Origin of the sequence: Burkholderia sp. Bp8963 (assembly GCF_003854275.1) — a bacterium.
Lineage (GTDB): Bacteria > Pseudomonadota > Gammaproteobacteria > Burkholderiales > Burkholderiaceae > Burkholderia.
Map to the genome: position 1 here is coordinate 81,155 of NZ_QTQP01000029.1, position 17,863 is coordinate 99,017.

Genomic DNA, 17,863 nt, shown 5'->3' on the forward strand with positions numbered 1-17,863 from the left:
CCGCACGCCACCGACTAAACGGACCGCTCCACATGACACCGCACACACCTGTCGTCTTCATCCACGGCTTCATCGGCACGTTCGACGTGCGTGACTGGCGCGGCCCGCATATCGCGCCGGACCTGCTCGGCTACGGCGCGCATCGCGCAGCGCCATTCGACACGATCACGCTCGCCGCGCAGGCCGAACACGTGCGGCAAGCCGTCGAAGCACGCTTCGGCGCGACGCCGGTCGACGTCGTCGGGCATTCGGTCGGCGGCGCGATCGCGATGCTGTTCGCGCATGCGCATCCCGCGCGCGTGCGCCGGATCGTCAATGTCGAAGGCAACTTCACGCTCGACGATGCGTTCTGGTCCGCGTCGGTCGGGCGCATGTCGCCCGCCGACGCCGACGCGATGCTCGACGGGTTCCGCGCCGATCCGCTAGCGTGGCTGCGCGGCGCGATCCGCGACCCGGGGCCGGACCTGACCGCCACCGCGGCCCGCTGGCTGGCGCACCAGCCGGCGTCGACGCTGCGCGCGATGGGCCGCTCGGTCGTCGCGACGACGGGCGACGCCGGTTATCTCGCGGCGCTCGCGCAGGTATTCGAACGTCATCCCGTGTACCTGATCGCGGGCGAACGCTCGCGCGACGGCTGGCATGCGCCCGGCTGGGCGCTCGCGCGCTGCGCCGGCAGCGAGATCGTCGGCGGCTGCGGGCACCTGATGATGACCGAGCAGCCCGACGCGTTCCGCGCGGCGGTCGAGCGCTGCGTCGCGTGAACTGTCGGCGCCTGCCCGCATCGCGCAGGTTGAAGCCCCCGCAGCCTGACAACCCGTATGCTGCGTCGAAATTTGGCTGAAAGGCGCCGTTGCTAGAGTCGATCCGGATAGGGTTTCCGAGGAGGCCCGCCCGCAGGCGGACACGACATATGCGACGATCGACGACCATGACGCGCGCCCTCCGGCTGTTCCTGCTGCTTGCCGTCGCGAGCCCCGCGTGGGCGTTCCAGGCGCGGGTCGTGACGATTCCCAGCGACGCGATGCGCGAGACGCTCGCTGCGACGGTCGTGCTGCCCGACGCGTACCTGCACGGCAATCGCGCCGAGCACTTCCCGGTCGTCTATGCACTGCACGGCTCGGGCGGCGACCATACCGACTGGACATCGAATACGCAGATCGGCGAGCTGGCCGACCGCTACCACGTGATCCTCGTGATGCCCGACGGCGGCCACGAGAGCTGGTACATCGACAGCCCGTACGATTCCGGCAGCCGCTACGAGACTTTCGTCGGCAAGGAAGTCGTGTCGTTCGTCGACGCGCATTTCCGCACCATCGCGACGAAACGCGCGCGCGCGATCACGGGGCTCAGCATGGGCGGCTTCGGCGCGCTGCGCATCGCGCTCGACGAGCCGGACACGTTCGGCGCGGTCGGCAGCATCAGCGGCGCGGTCGATCCGCGCACGTGCGAGGACGAGCCAGGCATCGACCACGTGTTCGGCGATCCGGAGCGACATCCGTCGTTCTGGAACCGCAACGTGATCGTCGAAAGCGCCCGCGCGTTCATCCACGCGCACATCGACCTGACGATCGACTGCGGCCGCGACGATTCCTTCGTCGGGTCGAACCGCACGCTGCATGAGCGGCTCGTCGCGCTCGGCGTGCCTCACGATTACGCGGAGCGGCCCGGCGGTCATACGTGGGATTACTGGGCGAACGCGATCCGCTATCAGGTGCGGTTCTTCGCGACGTCGTTCCAGCGCAACGGCTTTGCGTTCCACCCGCTTGCCGACGTCGCGAATCATCCGACGGATGTGGCGCACGCGGGCTGATCGCGACACATCGTGCAGTCGTGATGAATGCGACGCGTGACACGGTGCCGTGTCGTGTCAGATGCGTGAAGTGCCGGTTCAATCCGGTCAGCACAATGAGATGAACGCGTCGACCGTCGCGATCGACGCCGGAGCGGGATCCGTTGCGCTACTGTGCGTCCGCGCTCACCACCCGATCAAAGCATTCCTGCGCGCGCGCAAGTTCGTCTAGCGCGCTATCGAGCCGGGACATCGCCATTGCATACGCGGCCGACGACGTGTCGTCGTCGGCCTCGCCGCGCACCGCGCGAAACGCCTGATCGACGTTGCGCGTCGCCTCGACGAAGCGTTGTGCGGCCCGGGCTTCTCGCGAACAGATGTGGGTCGGCATCGACACTTCTCCCTCAGGTTGCCGTGTGAAGCAAGCCGACGCTCAGTGTGCGTGGTGCGCATGGCGACGGCATGAACGACTGCCAACTGCCTGTCGACGCATCGGCCGCCGCGCAGCGCGCTTCGGGCCAATTGTCGCTCTGCGCTCGTCGATCCGACGCGACGAGATGCAACATTTTCTTGCGCGAACCGATACGACCGTCGCGCACGCGCGTCTGAATCGCGCGCCCCTACCTCTGCTTCTTCGCCTGCTTCTTCGCCTTCCTTCAGCCGTAGAACACCATTTCGTCAGGCGCGGCCGACGTGCGGATGCGTCAGACCGCCGAATGCCGCCGGCTCGCCCGGCGACAGGTCGAACAGATCCTGCGTGGCGCCGCGCGCGTGCTCGGCCGAAGGACGGCTGCGCAGCCGCGTCGCATGCGACGGCGGGACATATGCGGCCGCGGTTTCGATCGGCGACGCGTCGAACAGGTCGCGCGTAAAACCACGCACGTCTTCCGCCGACGAGCGGCCGCGCAGGCGCGCGACCAGGTCGACGAAGCGGTCGAAATCGCCGTCGCGGGTCGCCTTGTTCACGCCGGCGAGGTCGCGTGCCTTCAGCACGCTCGGCTGCGCGAGCCGCACGAAATACGGCGCCTCGAGCTCGACCGACAGCGCGAGCGGATAGCCCTTGCCGGCGTGCTCCGCGGGCCTGCCGACGCAGTCGACGACGACCGCGCCCTGTGCCGCACCGAGCGTCTTGCCGGTGCTCACGCTGCGCAGCTGCTCCGGATACACGCGCAGGCGCGTGCCGATCGTCAGCGCGGTGGACGACGCGCACACGAGCGCGTAGTGATGCTCGCGCGGGCGGCCGGACGGCAGCTTCGCGCGGCTCGTGATGAACGTGTGCGGCGGCAACTGCCGCACCTGGCCGCCCGCATCGACCCACGCATTCCACAGCAGCAGGTTGCCGCGCCCACGCTCGGCCGCGCGCGTGCGCGCGGCAACCGGCGAGAACAGCGCGAGCAGCGAGCCCGTGCGATGTGCGGCGACCTGCGCGCTGCTGCCGAGCGGCTGGTTGATCCCCCACAGAAACCGCCCGCCCCCCAGCCGGCGCTCCCATTCCTTGCGGAGCACCACAGTGGCCAGTTCTTCGCCGGACTCGGCGCCGATCTTGGTCCAGCAAAACGTACGAGGGAGGTGTTTCAGTGTCATCAACATTCTCGGGGCGCAGCAGCCTGCCAGCTTCAGCAAGCCATTCAACAGCCGTAACTGTATAGGTATAATGCAGCACATGGAAGCCCCAGACACTGATTTTCCCGTCGAAGACCTGTTGCGCCGCTTGATGGCCGATACCCGCTCGTCCAGCGAAATAGCGCGACTTTCGGGAGTCAGCCAGCCGACCGTGTCGCGCCTTCGGCAGTCGAACGGGCACCGGGTGCGTCGCAGCACGCCATTCAATAAGCTATGCACTTTCTATGGCGTCGACGTGCATCCGTCGCGGCGTCGCTATAACGAATTGCTGCGCGACGCGATCGTCGACGCGTGGGACGGCTCGGACGAGCACGGGCGCGCGCTGCTGGTCGTGATCAAGGGATTGAAGGATTTGCAGGGCCGTGCCGACGACGGCTGACGTGGCGGGTCGGCCCGCCGGGTGCGGTGGTCAGCAAGGCCGGGCATGACGTGGCAGTCCGCCCCGCTGGTGCGGCGGCTTGCGGGCAGCCGCGCACGAAGCAGGTGCGGAACGACATTACGCGGGCGGTGACGGCCGAGGTCGTCACCGCCCGCGTCGCATGTCGGCGGGAAAATATGTGCGCGTTCGCTGGCGGCGAGCGCGCAGCGGGAGAGATCCGCGGTCGCTGCCGACGAGCGCACGGCGGCAGGTGTCGGCGCCCGTTCACGCCCGTGACGAGCTTGAGCTGCCGCCGGGACTAACGCGTCACGTTACGGGTGCGCAGGTTGCTTGGGCGAGCCGGGATCGGTGACGAAGCCGATCTTCGTGAAGCCGGCCGCTTGTGCCGCGGACAGCAGTTTCGCGACATCCACGTGCGGCGTGCGCAAGTCCTCGCGCTGGCTGCTCGCGTGCAGAACATGTGCACTGCCACGCCAGCATGAAGAGGACTACGTATCGATTGTCCCGGTGTTCATCGCTTCGCCTCGTTCGCTCCCGCTTTCTTCGCCGCCAACTTTCCTCGGCGACCGCTCACCGCCTACTCACCGCCTACCGACCGCGCCAGCGAATTCTCCTTGCTGCGAAAGATCATCGTCTGTTCGTCGCGCCGCGCAGGTTGCCGCGCGAACTTCACCGCCTGCTCGACCTTACCGTGATGCGCGGACTTCGCACACACCGGGTCGGCTTCCGCCGGGTCGCCTGCCAGCAGGTACGCCTGGCACCGGCAACCACCGTGATCCACATGGCGCTCGTCGCACGTGCGGCACGGCTCGCGCATCCAGCCGTCGCCGCGAAACGCGTTGAACGCGTCGCTGTCGTACCAGATCTCCTTCAACGACCGGTCGCGCACGTTCGGCAGCGCGAGCCCCGGCAGCGAACGCGCGGCGTGGCACGGCAGCGCGGTGCCGTCCGGCGCGACGCCGAGAAACACCGAGCCCCAGCCGTTCATGCACGCCTTCGGCCGCTGCTCGAAATAGTCGGGCACGACGAACAGAATCCGGCAGCGCTCGCCGACGAGCTTCCGATAGCGGTTGACCGTGTCCTCGGCCTCGCGCAACTGTTCGGCGGTCGGCATCAGCTGGTCGCGGTTCAGCAGCGCCCAGCCGTAGTACTGCGTATTCGCGAGCTCCAGGTAATCGGCGCCGAGATCGAGCGCCATCTCGATGATCTGGCTCACGTGCGGCAGGTTGTAGCGATGCAGCACGCAGTTGAGCACCATCGGATAGCCGTACGCCTTGACGAGCCGCGCGACGCTGCGCTTCAGCTCGAACGTGCGCGTGCTGGTCAGGAAATCGTTCAGCTCGCGCGTCGAGTCCTGCAGCGACACCTGGATATGATCGAGCCCGGCCGCCTTGAGCCGTTCGATGCGCGCCGCGTTCAGCCCGATGCCCGACGTGATCAGGTTCGTGTAGAAGCCGAGCCCGCGCGCATGCGCGACGAGCGTCTCGAGGTCGCCGCGCTGCAGCGGCTCGCCGCCCGAGAAGCCGATCTGCGCGGCGCCGAGCGCGCGCGCGTCGCTGATCACCGCGCGCCACGCATCGGTGTCGAGTTCCGCGCCGTGCGTCGCGAAGTCGACCGGGTTGTAGCAGAACGCGCAATGCAGCGGGCAGCGGTACGTGAGCTCCGCGAGCAGCCACAGCGGCGCGGACGGACGGGATGTATCGGGTGCCATGTTAGTCGAGCCAGCCGCGCAGCCGCGCGTGATCGAGGAAGCGGTACACGTCGGCGGCGAGATCCGACTGGCTGAACAGCCGCTCGAGCTCGCCGATGATGTCGTCCAGCTCGCGCGTACCGTCGCAGCGCGCGAGTATCTCGCCCGCGCTCGGGTTGAGCTTGACCATTCCTTCCGGATAGAGGAGCACGTAGGCATCCTGGGCCGCCTCCCACTGCAGGCGGAACATGCCCCTCAGGCAGGGGCGCAGCGGCACGCCGCTGGCGACATCGATCGCGTTCATACCGGGTAGGCCTTTTCGACTGCGTCGAGGATCGACCAGAGGATGTCGAGCTTGAATTGCAGAATGCCGAGCGCGCGCTGCTGCGCGTCCGGCGTCGTGAAATGCTGCAGCGTGACCGCGAGCCCGTGCTCGACGTCGCGCTGCGCGAGCGGCACGCGGCTGCGGAAGTAATGCAGCCCTTCCGGCTCGATCCACGGGTAATGCGACGGCCAGCCCGCGAGCCGGTCGAGGTGGATCTGCGGCGCGAACATCTCGGTCAGCGACGAGCACACGGCTTCCTGCCACGGCGCGCGCCGCGCGAAATTCACATACGCGTCGACCGCGAAGCGCACGCCGGGCAGCACGTGCTCGAGCGACCACAGCTCGGCGCGCTCGAGGCCGACCGCTTCGCCCAGCCGCACCCACGCCTCGATCCCGCCTGCGTTGTCGCCCTGGCCGTCGTGGTCGATCAGGCGCTGGATCCACAGGCGCCGCGTGTCGCGGTCCGGGCAGTTCGACAGGATCGCCGCATCCTTGAGCGGGATGTTGATCTGGTAGTAGAAGCGGTTCGCGACCCAGCCGCGGATCTGCGCGGGCGAGCACGCGCCGCTGTTGAGCCGCCGGTTGAACGGATGATGGATGTGGTAGCGCGATTCGAGCGCGCGCAGTTGCGCCTCGAATTCGGTCGCGGTCCAGGGCGTCGCGTGCAACGCCGTAGCGGGGATCGGTGCGTTCATGATCAAACCTCGAATTGCATGCAGTCGTGCGCGACATCGATGCCATGCGCGCGCAGGTGTGCGTGCTCGGCGGAATGCGGGTCGAGAATCGGGTTGGTGTTGTTGATGTGCGTAAGCACCTTGCGCGTGCGCGCGGGCAGCATGTCGAGCCAGTCGATCATGCCCGGCTGCCCGTTCGCCGCGCACTGCGCGAGATGCCCCATGTCGGCTGCGTGCTTGCTCGACAGGCCGAGATCGATCATCTCGGTCCCGGTCCAGAACGTGCCGTCCACCAGCACGAGGTCGGCGTCGTGCATCGCCGCGCGAACGTCGTCGGTCACTGCCGCGAGCCCCGGCGCATAGAACGCGCGCCGGCCGCTCGCGACAGCTTCGATCGACAGCGCGACGTTGTCGCCGGGCGCGGCCGACGCGCGTCGCGGCGAATAAGGCGGCGCCTTGCTGTCGACGGGGATCGCGGTGATGCGGATGCCGGCGGCCGCGGGCACCGAGAACGGCTCGCCGAGCGCGATCGTGTGCGCATCGACGCCGCAGTAATGGCCGAGCAGCGGCACGAGCGGCAAGCCGGTCGACAGGTCGTCGAGCACCGGCGCGGTTGCGTAAAGCGGCAGCGGCGTCGAGCGCTCGCGCAGCATCAGCAGGCCCGTCACGTGGTCGATTTGCGCATCGCACAGCACGACGGCGGCGATGCCGCTGTCGCGGATCGCGCGCGCCGGCTGCATGTCCGGATTCGCGCGCAACTGGGAAAGGATGTCGGGCGACGCGTTGACGAGGATCCAGTCGATGCCGTTCTCGCTGACCGCGATCGACGACTGCGTGCGCGGCAGCACGTCGCCGGCGCCGCTGCGCGCGCGGCGGCAATTCACGCAGTTGCAGTTCCATTGCGGCAGACCGCCGCCGGCTCCCGAGCCGAGTATCTTGATCTTCATGGGCGTCAGCTCCCGAGGTTGCCCGCGCCGCGCAAGGCGACACGGGCAGCGCATCGCGCGGCGATCAGCGGTTGGCGATGTACATCGTGATTTCGAAGCCGAAGCGCAGGTCGGTGTAAGACGGGGTCGTCCACTGCATGATGTGTCTCCTTGTTGAGTTGGTGAGTCGAGGAACCGCGCCAATCGAGCGGTCGTTACCTCTTCAGCAAGGAGCGTGCCGAAGCCGCGCAAAGCGCGCGCGAACGCGGCATAGGCCCGTCGCCCGGGCGTCTGGACGGAATCCTTACGATTTGCCGACAGGAACGGCGCGGACGCGCTCCGCCACCCCGGCGGCATGACGCACGGGGGCGGTGACAGGTGTTGAATCGTTGAACACCGGTGTTGCAACTTGACACACCGGCTGTGACAGGTGGCACGCGACCGGCGGCCGTCGGACGGCCAGCGCGTCAGCGTTCTTCCGACGGATGGCGGCCCGCGTCGGCGGCCGGCATCTTCCGGTAGATCGTGTTACGCGACACGCCGAGCGCGCGCGCCGCCGCTGACACGTTGCCGCCATGACGGGCCAGCGCCGCAGCGATCGCGGACGCGGCGACGTCCTGCAGGCGCGCGTCGGCGGGCGGGAGCGCGTCCGCGGCGCACGGTGCGACACCCGACGCAACACCCGACGCAACACCCGACGTAACGCCCGACACAACACCCGACACAACACCCGGCGCGGCACACGCGTCGGGCGCGGCCTGCGCGTCGCCGCGGCGCAGGTCGTCGAAGAAGTCGTCCGGCAGGTGCTCGCGCCGGATCTCGCCGTCGTCGTCGACCATCGCCGCCGCCGTGCGCAGCAGGTTGCCGAGCTGGCGGAAGTTGCCGGGCCACGTGCAGCGCACGAACAGCGCCATCACGTCCGGCGCGACGGTGAGCGGCGGGCGGTCGACGCCCGCGAACGCTTCCCGCTGCAGCATCTTCTGCACGACGACCGCGAGATCGGTGCGGTCGCGCAACGGCGGCAGGCGCACCACAAGGCCGTTCAGACGGTAATAGAGATCTTCGCGGAAGCGGTTCTGCGCGATCATCTCGCGCAGGTCGCGGTGCGTCGCGCAGATGATCGAGATATCCACGGCGATCGTCTTCGTCGAGCCGAGCGGGTTGACGAGGCGCTCCTGCAGCACGCGCAGCAGCCGCACCTGCAGCGGATACGGCATGTCGCCGATCTCGTCGAGGAACAGCGTGCCGCCGTTCGCCTGCAGCAGCTTGCCGATCGCGCCCTTGCGGCGCGCGCCGGTGAACGCGCCCTCCTCGTACCCGAACAGCTCGGATTCGATCAGCGTCTCCGGAATCGACGCGCAGTTGACCGCGACGAACGGCGCGTCGCGCCGCGGCGAGTCGTTGTGGATCGCCTGCGCGAGCAGTTCCTTGCCGGTGCCGGTCTCGCCGGTGATCAGGATCGGAATGTCCTTGCCGATCACCTTGCGCACCTTCGTGATCACCGACGCGACCTGCGGATCGCCGGTGTCGAGATAGCTGAGCCGCGACAGGCCCGCCGAGTTTCCCGCCGCCGCAGCAGCGGCCGCCGTCGCGGCGCACGCGCGCGCGGCCGGTGCGGCCGCGTCATGGACATCCGTCGGCCGGCTGCCTTCGGCGAGCGTCGCGCGGCGGAAGTGCACGCGCGCACAGACCACCGTGCCGTTGCCGAGATTCAGCATCAGGTGCTGGTCGGTGCTCGCGCGCATCCGGTCGATCAGTTGCGCGGTCGTGACGTCGAACAGCGACGACAGCGTGTGCGCGCGCAGCGCGGCGAGCGGCATCCCGAGCTGAAACTGCGCGCTGCGGTTGGCCGACAGGAAGCGGCCATCGGCGGTGAACGCGACGATCCCCTCCATCAGCGTGCCGAGGAACTCGGGGCGGCCGTGGAACGACACCTGCAGCGTTTCCTGAAAGGTCGTCGTAAACAGGTGATTCTCGATCATCTGCACCGACATCTTCGCGAGCGCCATCGTGTGCTGGTGATAGCTGCGGTGGTCGCCCGTCACGTCGAGCACGCCGATCGCGTCGCCGTACGGGTCGAGGATCGGCACGCTCGAGCAGGTCAGGAAGCGGTTCGCGGCCAGGAAGTGCTGGTCGCCGTGGACGACCATCGGGCACAGCTCGGCGAGCGCCGTGCCGATCGCGTTGGTGCCCTGCCGGTTCTCCGCCCAGTTCGCGCCCGGGCGCAGCGCGACCTTTTCCGCGCGGCGCAGGAAGTCGTCGTCGCCGATCGAATGCAGGATCAGGCCTTCCGCGTCGGTCAGCACGATCATGCTCTGCGTATTGACGATCTGCTCGTGCAGCGTCTCCATCACCGGCATCGCGTGCACGCACAGCACGCGGTTCTGCTCGCGCTTCAGCACGAGCCCCGCATTCGACAGCACGTCGTAGTCGGGCCGCGCCGCCACCTGCAGGCCGAATGTCTCGGACCGCTCGTGGGCTTTCTGGATCGACGGGGCGGGCCAGCCAGCGGACTGCGTGGCCCGTGACCCGGCCGCCTGAGGTACGTCATTGCGCATTGTCTCCTCCGGGGATCCTTCCGGTCATTTGCCGGACTCTATGCCGTCATTGCAAGCAAGCATCGGGCCACGCGATCGTCGCGGCGCAGGCGGACGATCCTGCGCCGGATGTGCGGCCCGGATTGAAAGCTTATTGCAAGACAACGACCGGTCGTACCCGCGCGCGTCGGATCACCGGACGGCTCAGCGATCCTGATACCGTGATTGCCGGGCTCGCGGCTACCCGTGCGAATCCCGATCTTCGCGGCTGGCGCGTTTCTGGCTTTGCTTCACATCAAACGACGCGATCGTTCGGCTGCGTACAAACCCGAACGACGGTTGCCCGATATCCCGCCCGAGCCACGACGACATGATGCCTGCCCCGATTCGATCTGTCCCGCCCGACCGTCGGCGCCTGCATCGCGATGCGCAGTCGATCGCCTTTGCGGTCGCCGGCAATCCGCGCGGCCACCCGGTCGTCGTGCTGCACGGCGGGCCAGGCAGCGGCAGCCAGGCCGGCATCCTGCGCCTGTTCGACCTGACGCGGATGCGCGTCGTGCTCGTCGACCAGCGCGGCGCGGGCGCATCGTCGCCGCGCGGCGGCACGCGCCACAACAGCACCGCGCGGCTGATCGGCGATCTCGAAGCGATCCGCGAGCAGCTCGGCATCGCGCGCTGGGGCGTCGTCGGCGGATCGTGGGGCGCCGCGCTCGCACTCGCGTACGCGGGCACGCATCCGGGGCAGGTGACCGGCGTCGTGCTGCGTGGCCTGTTCCTGACATCGGCACGCGAGGTCCGCCGCCTGTTCACGACGTCGCGCACGCGCGCGCCGCGCGCATGGCAGCGCCTGTGCCGGGCGGCCCGCTGCAGCCAGCCGGACCGCCTGCTGTCGTGCTGCGCGCGGCGCCTGCATCCCGGCGCGGGCGCGGCCGGGCAACGCGCGGTGGCGCTCGCGTGGCGCGCTTACGAAGACGCGGTGCTCGCGTCGACGCAGACGCGCCGCCGTTCGCATGCGCGAGTGACCCGCTCGCACCCGGCCGTCCTCCGGCTGATCGACAAGTACCGGATCCAGGCGCATTACCTGCAGCACGACTGCTGGCTCGGCGAACGCCGGCTGCTCGCGCTCGCGCGTCGCGCGGCTGACGCAGGCGTGCCGCTGTTCGCCGCGCACGGATTGCGCGATCCCGTCTGCCCGATCGACAACGTCGACCGGCTCATGCGTGCGGTGCCCGCCGCCGACGTCGAACGGGTGCCGGCCGGGCATCTGGCGAGCGACCCGGCGCTAGCGCGCAGCATCGCCCGCGCGGTGCATGCGATGTTCGCGGCCAGCGACAGCATGGTGTCCGCATCGGTGTAGCGCAGCTTGCCGAACAGCGCGACCGTACCGAGTGTCGCACCGACACACCGCACGCGCCGATGGTCCCGCTTCCCGCCGCCGGCGCCGATTGCCTTTGGTCTCCTGATCATTCCCCTCCGTCTCCCTGTTCATGTTCTTCCGTGCGGCGTTGCTCGCTGCGCCGCGATGTCTCCCCGCGATCCAGAACAGCGAGAACCATGCCAGCGCCGCATGCGCGATCACCTGCCAGCGTCGCCAGCAACATCGCCCCCAACGCCGAACGCCCGTCCGGCACGGCATCCGTCAACGGCGCGGCACGCTGTCACAGGCGCACCGCCAGCTGTGATGTTTGGCAACACCTCGCGCACGGCGGTGTACCTGAATGCAACACCTTCGTCGACGCCCCCGCCATGCACCGCCAGCACCGCATCACCCGCGATGGCCCGGTCCGCCGCGTCGCGCGGGCATCGCGGCGCGATGGCATGCGACTTGCGTGAACGGCAGCGCACTCGGCCCGGAACCCCACCCGTGCCGGCGCGACGGAACATTCGCGGCGGTGCGACCACAATGACTCAGGAGACAACCATGAAGAAATTCTCGGCTTCAGCGAGCCGGCTGGCCACGATCGGAATCGCGGCGGCAGCCGCCGTCGCGCTGAACCCCGGCCTCGTCGAAGCGGCCGCGGACTACCCGGCCGTGACCTACCAGCGGCTGACCGATGCGCAGCGCGATCCGGGCTGGCTGACCTACTACCGCACCTACAACGGCCGGTCGCATTCGCCGCTCAAGCAGATCGACCCGTCGAACGCGAAGAACCTCAAGCAGGTGTGGGCCTACAAGTTCCCGGCCGAGCTGAAGCAGGGCTTCGAAGCCACGCCGATCATCAACGGCAATTACCTGTTCGTGACGACGCCGAAGGACAACGTCTACGCGTTCGATGCGAAGACGGGCAAGCAGCTCTGGAAATACGAACCGAAGCTCGGCGCCGCATCGTTCAAGACCGCGTGCTGTGACGTCGTCAACCGCGGCGTCGCGCTGTACGGCAAGAATGTCTATGTCGCGATGCTGGGCGGTGAAGTCGCGGCACTCGATGCGCAGACCGGCAATCTCGTCTGGAAGAAGCAGATGTTCGAGCCGGGCCTCGGCTACTCGTTCTCGCTCGCGCCGCTCGCGCTCGACGGTGCGATCATCGTCGGCACGTCCGGCGGCGAATACGGGATTCGCGGCTACATCGTCGCGCTGAATCCGGACGACGGCTCGGAGGTCTGGAAGCGCTACACGATCCCGGGTTCCGGAGAAAAGGGTTCGGAGACCTGGCCCGACGGCATGCAGGATCACGGCGGCGGCGCCGCATGGCTCACCGGCACGTACGACGCCGCGTCGCGCACCCTGTATTGGGGTGTCGGCAACCCCGGCCCGTGGCTCGCGGCGCTGCGCCCCGGCGACAACCTGTATTCCGACTCGCTGCTCGCGCTCGATGCGAAGAACGGCGACCTGAAATGGCACTATCAGTACACGAACCACGACACGTGGGACTACGACGGCGTGAACGCGGCGGTCCTTGCAGACATCAAGTACAAAGGCAAGGACTACGACGCGATCATCCATGCGGACCGCAACGGCTTCTTCCACGCGATCGACCGCACGACCGGCAAGCTGATCTACGCGACACCGTTCGTGAAGGCGACGTCGGTCACCGGCTACACGGACGATGGCAAGCCGATCCAGGACGAATCGAAGTTCCCGAAGGCCGGCACGACGATCGAAACGTGCCCGAGCTTCCTCGGCGGCAAGAACTGGTGGTCGATCTCGTACGACCAGGAACGCCGCATCGCGGTCGTGCCCGCGCTGCACGCGTGCATGAGCCTGACCGGCAAGTCGGTCAGCTATCAGGAAGGCCTGCCGTATCTCGGCGAAGGTTTCGAGATCAAGCCTGAACCGGGCAGCGAGGGCTACGGCGAACTGACCGCAATCGACGTGAACACCGGCAAGAAGCTGTGGAGCCATTGGACGAAGAAGCCGTGGAACGGTGGCGTCGCGACCACCGCGAGCGGCCTCGCGTTCAGCGGCTCGCTCGACGGTCACCTGTATGCATTCGATACGGCCACCGGCAAGGTGCTCTGGGAGAGCCCGCAGCTCGCGAGCGGCATCATCTCGCAACCGTCGGTGTATGAGGTCGACGGCAAGGAATACGTCGCCGTGCTCGCCGGCTACGGCGGCGCGAACCCGATCTGGGGCGGCCCGATGGCCGACATCGCGAAGGACGTTCCGCGCGGCGGCACCCTGTACGTCTTCGCGCTCGACTGATCGGGCTCGAGCCCCGGTCGCGCCCGCATGCGCCCGATGCGGGCGCGACACCCCAACCGCTTCAACCGGACACACGATCATGACTACTCGCCTCACTCCCCTCACTGTCGCCAGTCTGCTCGCCGTGGGCGTGGCGCTCGCACCGGCATCCGCGTCGGCCGGCGTACGCATCTGCACGCTGCCCGGCAGCCCGACCACGGCGCTCGACCAATCCATTGCGCGCGAAGTGTTCCGCACCGCCGGCATCGCCGCATCGATGAACAAACGCGGTGTCGACGACGATGGCGGCGACGACGGCATCTCCGCCAGCGAACTGAAGAAATCGCTCGAACGCGACTGCGATGTGATCGCCGGCTTCCCGCGCTCGGAGATCGCCGATGCGTCGGGATCCAGAATGAGTTTCTCGCAGGGCTATCTGCGCTCCGGCTACGTCAGCGTTTCGCTGCGCGACCCGCATGCACCGTCCGGCGCCAAGGAAGCGATCGCGGCCACGTACGGGAGCCCTTCGCAGCTGATCGCCGCGCAGCAGGCCAACGCCCGTTTCGTTCTGGAAAACACGAGCGAGAAAACGATCGCCGCACTCGCCGACGGCCGCGCGCAGCGCGCAATCGTCTGGTATCCGAGCGTCGTCGCATATGAACGCGCACACCCGCAGCAGCGCTTCCAGGTGGCGGCGACGTCGTCGCCGTACTCGGAATGGCAGCTTTCGTTCGCCTTCGGACCGGGCAAGGAAGCGCTGCAGAAGCGCATCGACGCAACGTTGTCCCGGATGAACGACAATGGCCGTCTTGCTGCGCTCACGCGCGGCTGGACACTCCCGGACGCAGTCGCGCACACGGCCGGCACGCGCACGCCCGGCCGGTTCCTCGACGGCGCGGTCGCATCCGCCCAACAGCAGCCGGCGAAGAGCGGCTTCATCAAGGTGTCGACCAATGAAGGCAACGCCGTACCGTCGTTCGACCAGGCGCAGGTGCAGCATGGCAAGACGATCTATGCGGACGCCTGTGCGAAATGCCACGGTGACCAGCTCGAGGGCAACACCGCGCCCGCGCTGATCGGGGAAGCCTTCGCGCCCGAAGGCAAGTCGCATATCACCGTCGGCGGGGTGTACCAGTACATGTCGAACAACATGCCGGCCGATCGCCCCGGCAAGATGACGCCGCAGGAATACGAGGATCTGATGGCGTTCCTGCTTTATTCGAACGGCTACGACGCGTCGAAGACCAAGCTGACGACCGATATCGCCAACGCGTCGAAAGCGCCGCTCATCGCCGGGCCGCGCAAGTAAGTTCCCGCCTCATCGCCGCTTCGCCGCCTCTTCGTTTTGGTCTACCCGCCGCGCCGGGAAGCATTCCCGGCGCGTGCGACCGCCTTTTTCTTTTCATTTCATTCAGGAAAACGACATGATCTCCCGCAATCGCAGAACCTTCATCATTCAGACGGCCGGCCTGTGCGCCACGCTCGCGGCCGGAACCCGGGCATTCGCGGCAGCACCGCTCGTCGACGAAAACGACGCGACCGCGAAGACGCTCGGCTATCGCGCGAAAGCATCGACCGTCGACACGAGCAAGTTCCCGAAGTATCAGGCTGGCCAGACGTGCGCGGATTGCCGCTTCTACAAGGGCGCCGCAGGCGAATCGTCCGGCACGTGCCCGATGTTCGCGGGCAAGTCGGTTGCCGCTGAAGGCTGGTGCAACGTCTATGCGAAGCGTGCTTGATCGCGCACACGACAGCGCGCCGCGCGGCGGTGCGGACGCCGAACGTGCGGAGCATCTGCATGCGCTGATCGCGCTGGGCATCGATCGCGGCTACGTGACGCGCGGCGAAATCGTCGATGCGCTGCCCGACGATGCGGCCGAAGGCACGGATTTCGATGCGGCCGCGTCGATGCTCCGCGAGCTCGGCATCGAGGTGCGCGAGCATGCCGACTCGCGCACCGCGTGGACGCTCGATCGTCATTTCGCGCAAGCGACGGAAGTGACGTCGCCGCTTGCCGATGCGTCGGCGCCGCTCGCGGCCGCCGATCTGCTTGCGGGCCGCACGAACGATCCTGTCCGGATCTATCTGCGGGAAATGAGCGCGACACCGCTGCTCGAGCGCGCAGAGGAGGTCGCGCTCGCGCTTCGTCTCGAAAGCGGTCGCGCCGCGTGCATCGAGGCGTTGAGCCGCGATCCGGCCGCGCTTGAGGTCATCGCATCGATCGCCGACGACATCCGCGCGGGAAAGGCGGCAGCTTCGGTCTACGTGACGGGGTTCGTCGACGGCGCCGAATCGCACGCCGAATCGCACGCCGAAGCGCTCACCGAATCGCTCACGGAATCGCACGCCGGATCGCTCACGGATTCGCCCGCGCACCCGCTTGCGGGATCGCCTGCGGATTCGCCCGGGAACGAAACCACGCCCGATTCGGAGACGGAATCACCGGCGCCGGAAGGCGAAGCCGAGCGCGCGCTGGACAGCCCGGCGTGGCGCGATGCCGTCGTCGATTCGCTCGACCGTGCCGGTGCGCTTGCATCGGCGATGCATCACGCGTTGCGCTCCGACGGCTTCGCTTCGGCCGGTTACCGGTTGCTGATGCGCGAGGCCGCTGCGCTGACCGGCAGGATCCGCTTCACCGCGCGCGCGATCGAACGTATCGGCAGCACGATTTGCGAACGCGCGACGCAAGCACGCAAGTTCGAAAAACGCATCGTGGAATCGTTGACCGAATCGGGCATGCGCGCCGATACGCCGCGTCGCGTTCTCTTCACACCCTGCAACGACGTTCGCGCGTGGCTTCACGAACGCATCGCCGCGCATCCCGGATGCGGCACGGCCCTCGCCCGCCGCGCACCGGCGCTGATCGAAGCGCGAACCGCGCTCGCGCATCTCGCGAGCGAGTCGATCCTGCCGCTCGATATCACGATCGCGATCGACGCGCGCCTGTCGCGCATCGATCGTGCGATGCAGCCCGCGAGAAAGAAGCTGTTCCAGAGCAATCTGCGGCTCGTCGTGTCGATCGCCAAACGGTATCCCGATCGCGGATTGCAGCTTCTCGACCTGATCCAGGAAGGCAATATCGGCCTGATGAAGGCCGTCGATCGCTACGACCATCGGCGCGGCTTCAAATTCGCGACGTATGCGACCTGGTGGGTCCGGCAGGCGATCACGCATGCGATCGCCGATCAGGGCCGCACGATACGCGTGCCCACGCATACGGTCGACGCGATCAACAAGCTGTCGCGCATCAAGCGCGACCACGCGCAGCACACGGGCGACGCCGCGGCGCCTGCCGAGCTGGCCGCGCGGATGGGGCTGCCGGTCGCGAAGGTGCTCGACCTGCTGGCGATCGTCAAGGAGCCCGTGTCGACCGACGTGCCCGTATCGCCGGACGGCGACATGACGCTCGGCGACGTCGTGCCGGACAGCGCGATGCCGTCGCCGGAAGACGCGGCCAGCGCGGCGCAGTTGCGCGACGCGATGGCAGCCGCGATCGACCGGCTGCCGGCCCGCGAAGCGACGATCCTGCGGCTGCGTTACGGGATCGGCGCGGACGACGGGTATTCGCTGCGCGACATCGGCCGCCAGCTCAACCTGTCGGCCGAGCGCGTGCGGCAGATCGAGGCATCGGCGCTCGAGCGTATCCGCGCATCCGACGCGCTGCCTGGCCTCCGCTCATTCATCGGATGACGCCGGGGGCAGCCGTTCCGCCTGTTGATGCCTGCAACAGAGACTGATGCGTTTCGGCGCAATGATGCAGCGGGTTGCACGCCGTTGATTGTCTCGTCTGACTCTTCTTTCATCGATTCGTATTCCTCTGTTTTTTGATTCGCATGATGCCGGCTGCGCAGTCGCTGAGCCATGCCGCGCGCCGCCAGCCCTGCTCCAGCGGGCATCGCCGATTGCGATCGCCCGGTTCCGCAGGCGCCTGCACGGTGCACGCAACCGCTTGCGGCGAGCGCGAGCGTCGGTCATCGCGCATCTGGCATGCAAGTTGCCTTTTGTCCTGCCACAGCTTCACCGCACGATTTACATGGAGACTCCAGTGACCGCCCTCGTATCGATCCTTCACGAACACCGGACTTTCGATCCGCCCGCCGACTTGCGCGACCGCGCGGCCATTTCCGGCATGGAAGCCTATCGCGCGCTCGCCGCCGAGGCCGAAAGCGACTACGAAGGATTCTGGGCACGCCACGCGCGCGAGACGCTCGCGTGGCACAAGCCGTTCACGAACGTGCTCGACGAATCCGACGCGCCGTTCTGCAAGTGGTTCGACGACGGCGAGCTGAACGCGTCGT

The 17,863-nt window shown here is 67.9% G+C and carries 17 protein-coding genes; 9 read left to right on the forward strand and 8 right to left on the reverse strand.

Features of this window, described 5'->3' with window-relative positions:
- The first annotated feature begins 32 nt into the window (after positions 1–32).
- Positions 33–761, forward strand: coding sequence for an alpha/beta fold hydrolase (locus DID96_RS23280; protein WP_124601623.1), 729 nt, complete (start codon positions 33–35; stop codon positions 759–761).
- 149 nt (positions 762–910) lie between these two features.
- On the forward strand, positions 911–1,810 hold the full coding sequence (locus tag DID96_RS23285; protein WP_124601624.1) for an alpha/beta hydrolase family protein: 900 nt from the start codon (positions 911–913) through the stop codon (positions 1,808–1,810).
- Positions 1,811–1,958: 148 nt separating this feature from the next.
- On the opposite strand, the gene DID96_RS23290 is transcribed toward DID96_RS23285, so the two are convergent.
- Positions 1,959–2,180, reverse strand: coding sequence for a hypothetical protein (locus tag DID96_RS23290; RefSeq protein WP_124601625.1), 222 nt, complete (start codon positions 2,178–2,180; stop codon positions 1,959–1,961).
- A gap of 287 nt (positions 2,181–2,467) precedes the next feature.
- Positions 2,468–3,373 (reverse strand): hypothetical protein, encoded by a 906-nt coding sequence (locus tag DID96_RS23295; protein WP_124601626.1) that lies wholly within the window; start codon positions 3,371–3,373, stop codon positions 2,468–2,470.
- A gap of 79 nt (positions 3,374–3,452) precedes the next feature.
- Between DID96_RS23295 and DID96_RS23300 the strand changes: the two genes are divergently transcribed.
- The gene (locus tag DID96_RS23300; protein ID WP_124601627.1) at positions 3,453–3,791 is read left to right on the forward strand and encodes a helix-turn-helix transcriptional regulator; all 339 of its coding nucleotides are present in this window, start codon (positions 3,453–3,455) and stop codon (positions 3,789–3,791) included.
- A gap of 577 nt (positions 3,792–4,368) precedes the next feature.
- Here DID96_RS23300 and pqqE read toward each other — a convergent pair.
- The 6 genes from pqqE to DID96_RS23335 form a co-directional block, all read right to left on the reverse strand.
- Positions 4,369–5,502: a pyrroloquinoline quinone biosynthesis protein PqqE gene (gene pqqE / locus DID96_RS23305; protein ID WP_124601628.1), complete on the reverse strand. Its 1,134-nt coding sequence runs from the start codon at positions 5,500–5,502 to the stop codon at positions 4,369–4,371.
- Position 5,503: 1 nt separating this feature from the next.
- Positions 5,504–5,785: a pyrroloquinoline quinone biosynthesis peptide chaperone PqqD gene (pqqD, locus tag DID96_RS23310; RefSeq protein ID WP_124601629.1), complete on the reverse strand. Its 282-nt coding sequence runs from the start codon at positions 5,783–5,785 to the stop codon at positions 5,504–5,506.
- On the reverse strand, positions 5,782–6,501 hold the full coding sequence (gene pqqC / locus DID96_RS23315; protein ID WP_124601630.1) for a pyrroloquinoline-quinone synthase PqqC: 720 nt from the start codon (positions 6,499–6,501) through the stop codon (positions 5,782–5,784). Before pqqC ends, pqqD begins: the two co-directional genes overlap by 4 nt.
- Before the next feature lie 2 nt (positions 6,502–6,503).
- Positions 6,504–7,427, reverse strand: coding sequence for a pyrroloquinoline quinone biosynthesis protein PqqB (gene pqqB / locus DID96_RS23320; protein ID WP_124601631.1), 924 nt, complete (start codon positions 7,425–7,427; stop codon positions 6,504–6,506).
- Between the two features lie 64 nt (positions 7,428–7,491).
- Positions 7,492–7,566: a pyrroloquinoline quinone precursor peptide PqqA gene (pqqA, locus tag DID96_RS23325; protein ID WP_006485436.1), complete on the reverse strand. Its 75-nt coding sequence runs from the start codon at positions 7,564–7,566 to the stop codon at positions 7,492–7,494.
- A gap of 307 nt (positions 7,567–7,873) precedes the next feature.
- Complete coding sequence (locus tag DID96_RS23335) at positions 7,874–9,964, reverse strand: sigma-54-dependent Fis family transcriptional regulator (protein ID WP_124601632.1); 2,091 nt, start codon at positions 9,962–9,964, stop codon at positions 7,874–7,876.
- A 349-nt stretch (positions 9,965–10,313) separates the two neighbouring features.
- Here DID96_RS23335 and DID96_RS23340 point away from each other — a divergent pair, with 349 nt between their 5' ends.
- From DID96_RS23340 to DID96_RS23365, 6 genes are all read left to right on the forward strand, one after another.
- Complete coding sequence (locus tag DID96_RS23340; RefSeq protein ID WP_124601633.1) at positions 10,314–11,300, forward strand: alpha/beta fold hydrolase; 987 nt, start codon at positions 10,314–10,316, stop codon at positions 11,298–11,300.
- Positions 11,301–11,864: 564 nt separating this feature from the next.
- Positions 11,865–13,586: a methanol/ethanol family PQQ-dependent dehydrogenase gene (locus DID96_RS23345; RefSeq protein ID WP_124601634.1), complete on the forward strand. Its 1,722-nt coding sequence runs from the start codon at positions 11,865–11,867 to the stop codon at positions 13,584–13,586.
- 79 nt (positions 13,587–13,665) lie between these two features.
- A complete protein-coding gene (locus DID96_RS23350) occupies positions 13,666–14,874 on the forward strand; it encodes a c-type cytochrome (protein WP_124601635.1) in 1,209 nt (402 codons plus the stop codon).
- 115 nt (positions 14,875–14,989) lie between these two features.
- A complete protein-coding gene (locus DID96_RS23355) occupies positions 14,990–15,304 on the forward strand; it encodes a high-potential iron-sulfur protein (protein WP_124601636.1) in 315 nt (104 codons plus the stop codon).
- A complete protein-coding gene (locus DID96_RS23360; RefSeq protein ID WP_124601637.1) occupies positions 15,288–17,255 on the forward strand; it encodes a sigma-70 family RNA polymerase sigma factor in 1,968 nt (655 codons plus the stop codon). The genes DID96_RS23355 and DID96_RS23360 overlap by 17 nt, the downstream gene beginning before the upstream one ends.
- A gap of 343 nt (positions 17,256–17,598) precedes the next feature.
- Positions 17,599–17,863: acetyl-coenzyme A synthetase N-terminal domain-containing protein (locus DID96_RS23365; RefSeq protein ID WP_409333803.1), on the forward strand; the 265-nt coding region annotated here is incomplete at its 3' end.

Coding starts and splice junctions, on each gene's coding strand:
- pqqD (WP_124601629.1), bottom strand. CDS start 5,785: ATGAACGCGATCGATGTCGCCAGCGGCGTGCCGCTGCGCCCCTGCCTG.
- DID96_RS23300 (WP_124601627.1), top strand. CDS start 3,453: ATGGAAGCCCCAGACACTGATTTTCCCGTCGAAGACCTGTTGCGCCGC.
- DID96_RS23355 (WP_124601636.1), top strand. CDS start 14,990: ATGATCTCCCGCAATCGCAGAACCTTCATCATTCAGACGGCCGGCCTG.
- pqqB (WP_124601631.1), bottom strand. CDS start 7,427: ATGAAGATCAAGATACTCGGCTCGGGAGCCGGCGGCGGTCTGCCGCAA.
- DID96_RS23290 (WP_124601625.1), bottom strand. CDS start 2,180: ATGCCGACCCACATCTGTTCGCGAGAAGCCCGGGCCGCACAACGCTTC.
- DID96_RS23340 (WP_124601633.1), top strand. CDS start 10,314: ATGATGCCTGCCCCGATTCGATCTGTCCCGCCCGACCGTCGGCGCCTG.
- DID96_RS23350 (WP_124601635.1), top strand. CDS start 13,666: ATGACTACTCGCCTCACTCCCCTCACTGTCGCCAGTCTGCTCGCCGTG.
- pqqC (WP_124601630.1), bottom strand. CDS start 6,501: ATGAACGCACCGATCCCCGCTACGGCGTTGCACGCGACGCCCTGGACC.
- DID96_RS23295 (WP_124601626.1), bottom strand. CDS start 3,373: ATGACACTGAAACACCTCCCTCGTACGTTTTGCTGGACCAAGATCGGC.
- DID96_RS23360 (WP_124601637.1), top strand. CDS start 15,288: ATGCGAAGCGTGCTTGATCGCGCACACGACAGCGCGCCGCGCGGCGGT.
- DID96_RS23280 (WP_124601623.1), top strand. CDS start 33: ATGACACCGCACACACCTGTCGTCTTCATCCACGGCTTCATCGGCACG.
- DID96_RS23285 (WP_124601624.1), top strand. CDS start 911: ATGCGACGATCGACGACCATGACGCGCGCCCTCCGGCTGTTCCTGCTG.
- pqqE (WP_124601628.1), bottom strand. CDS start 5,502: ATGGCACCCGATACATCCCGTCCGTCCGCGCCGCTGTGGCTGCTCGCG.
- DID96_RS23335 (WP_124601632.1), bottom strand. CDS start 9,964: ATGCGCAATGACGTACCTCAGGCGGCCGGGTCACGGGCCACGCAGTCC.
- DID96_RS23345 (WP_124601634.1), top strand. CDS start 11,865: ATGAAGAAATTCTCGGCTTCAGCGAGCCGGCTGGCCACGATCGGAATC.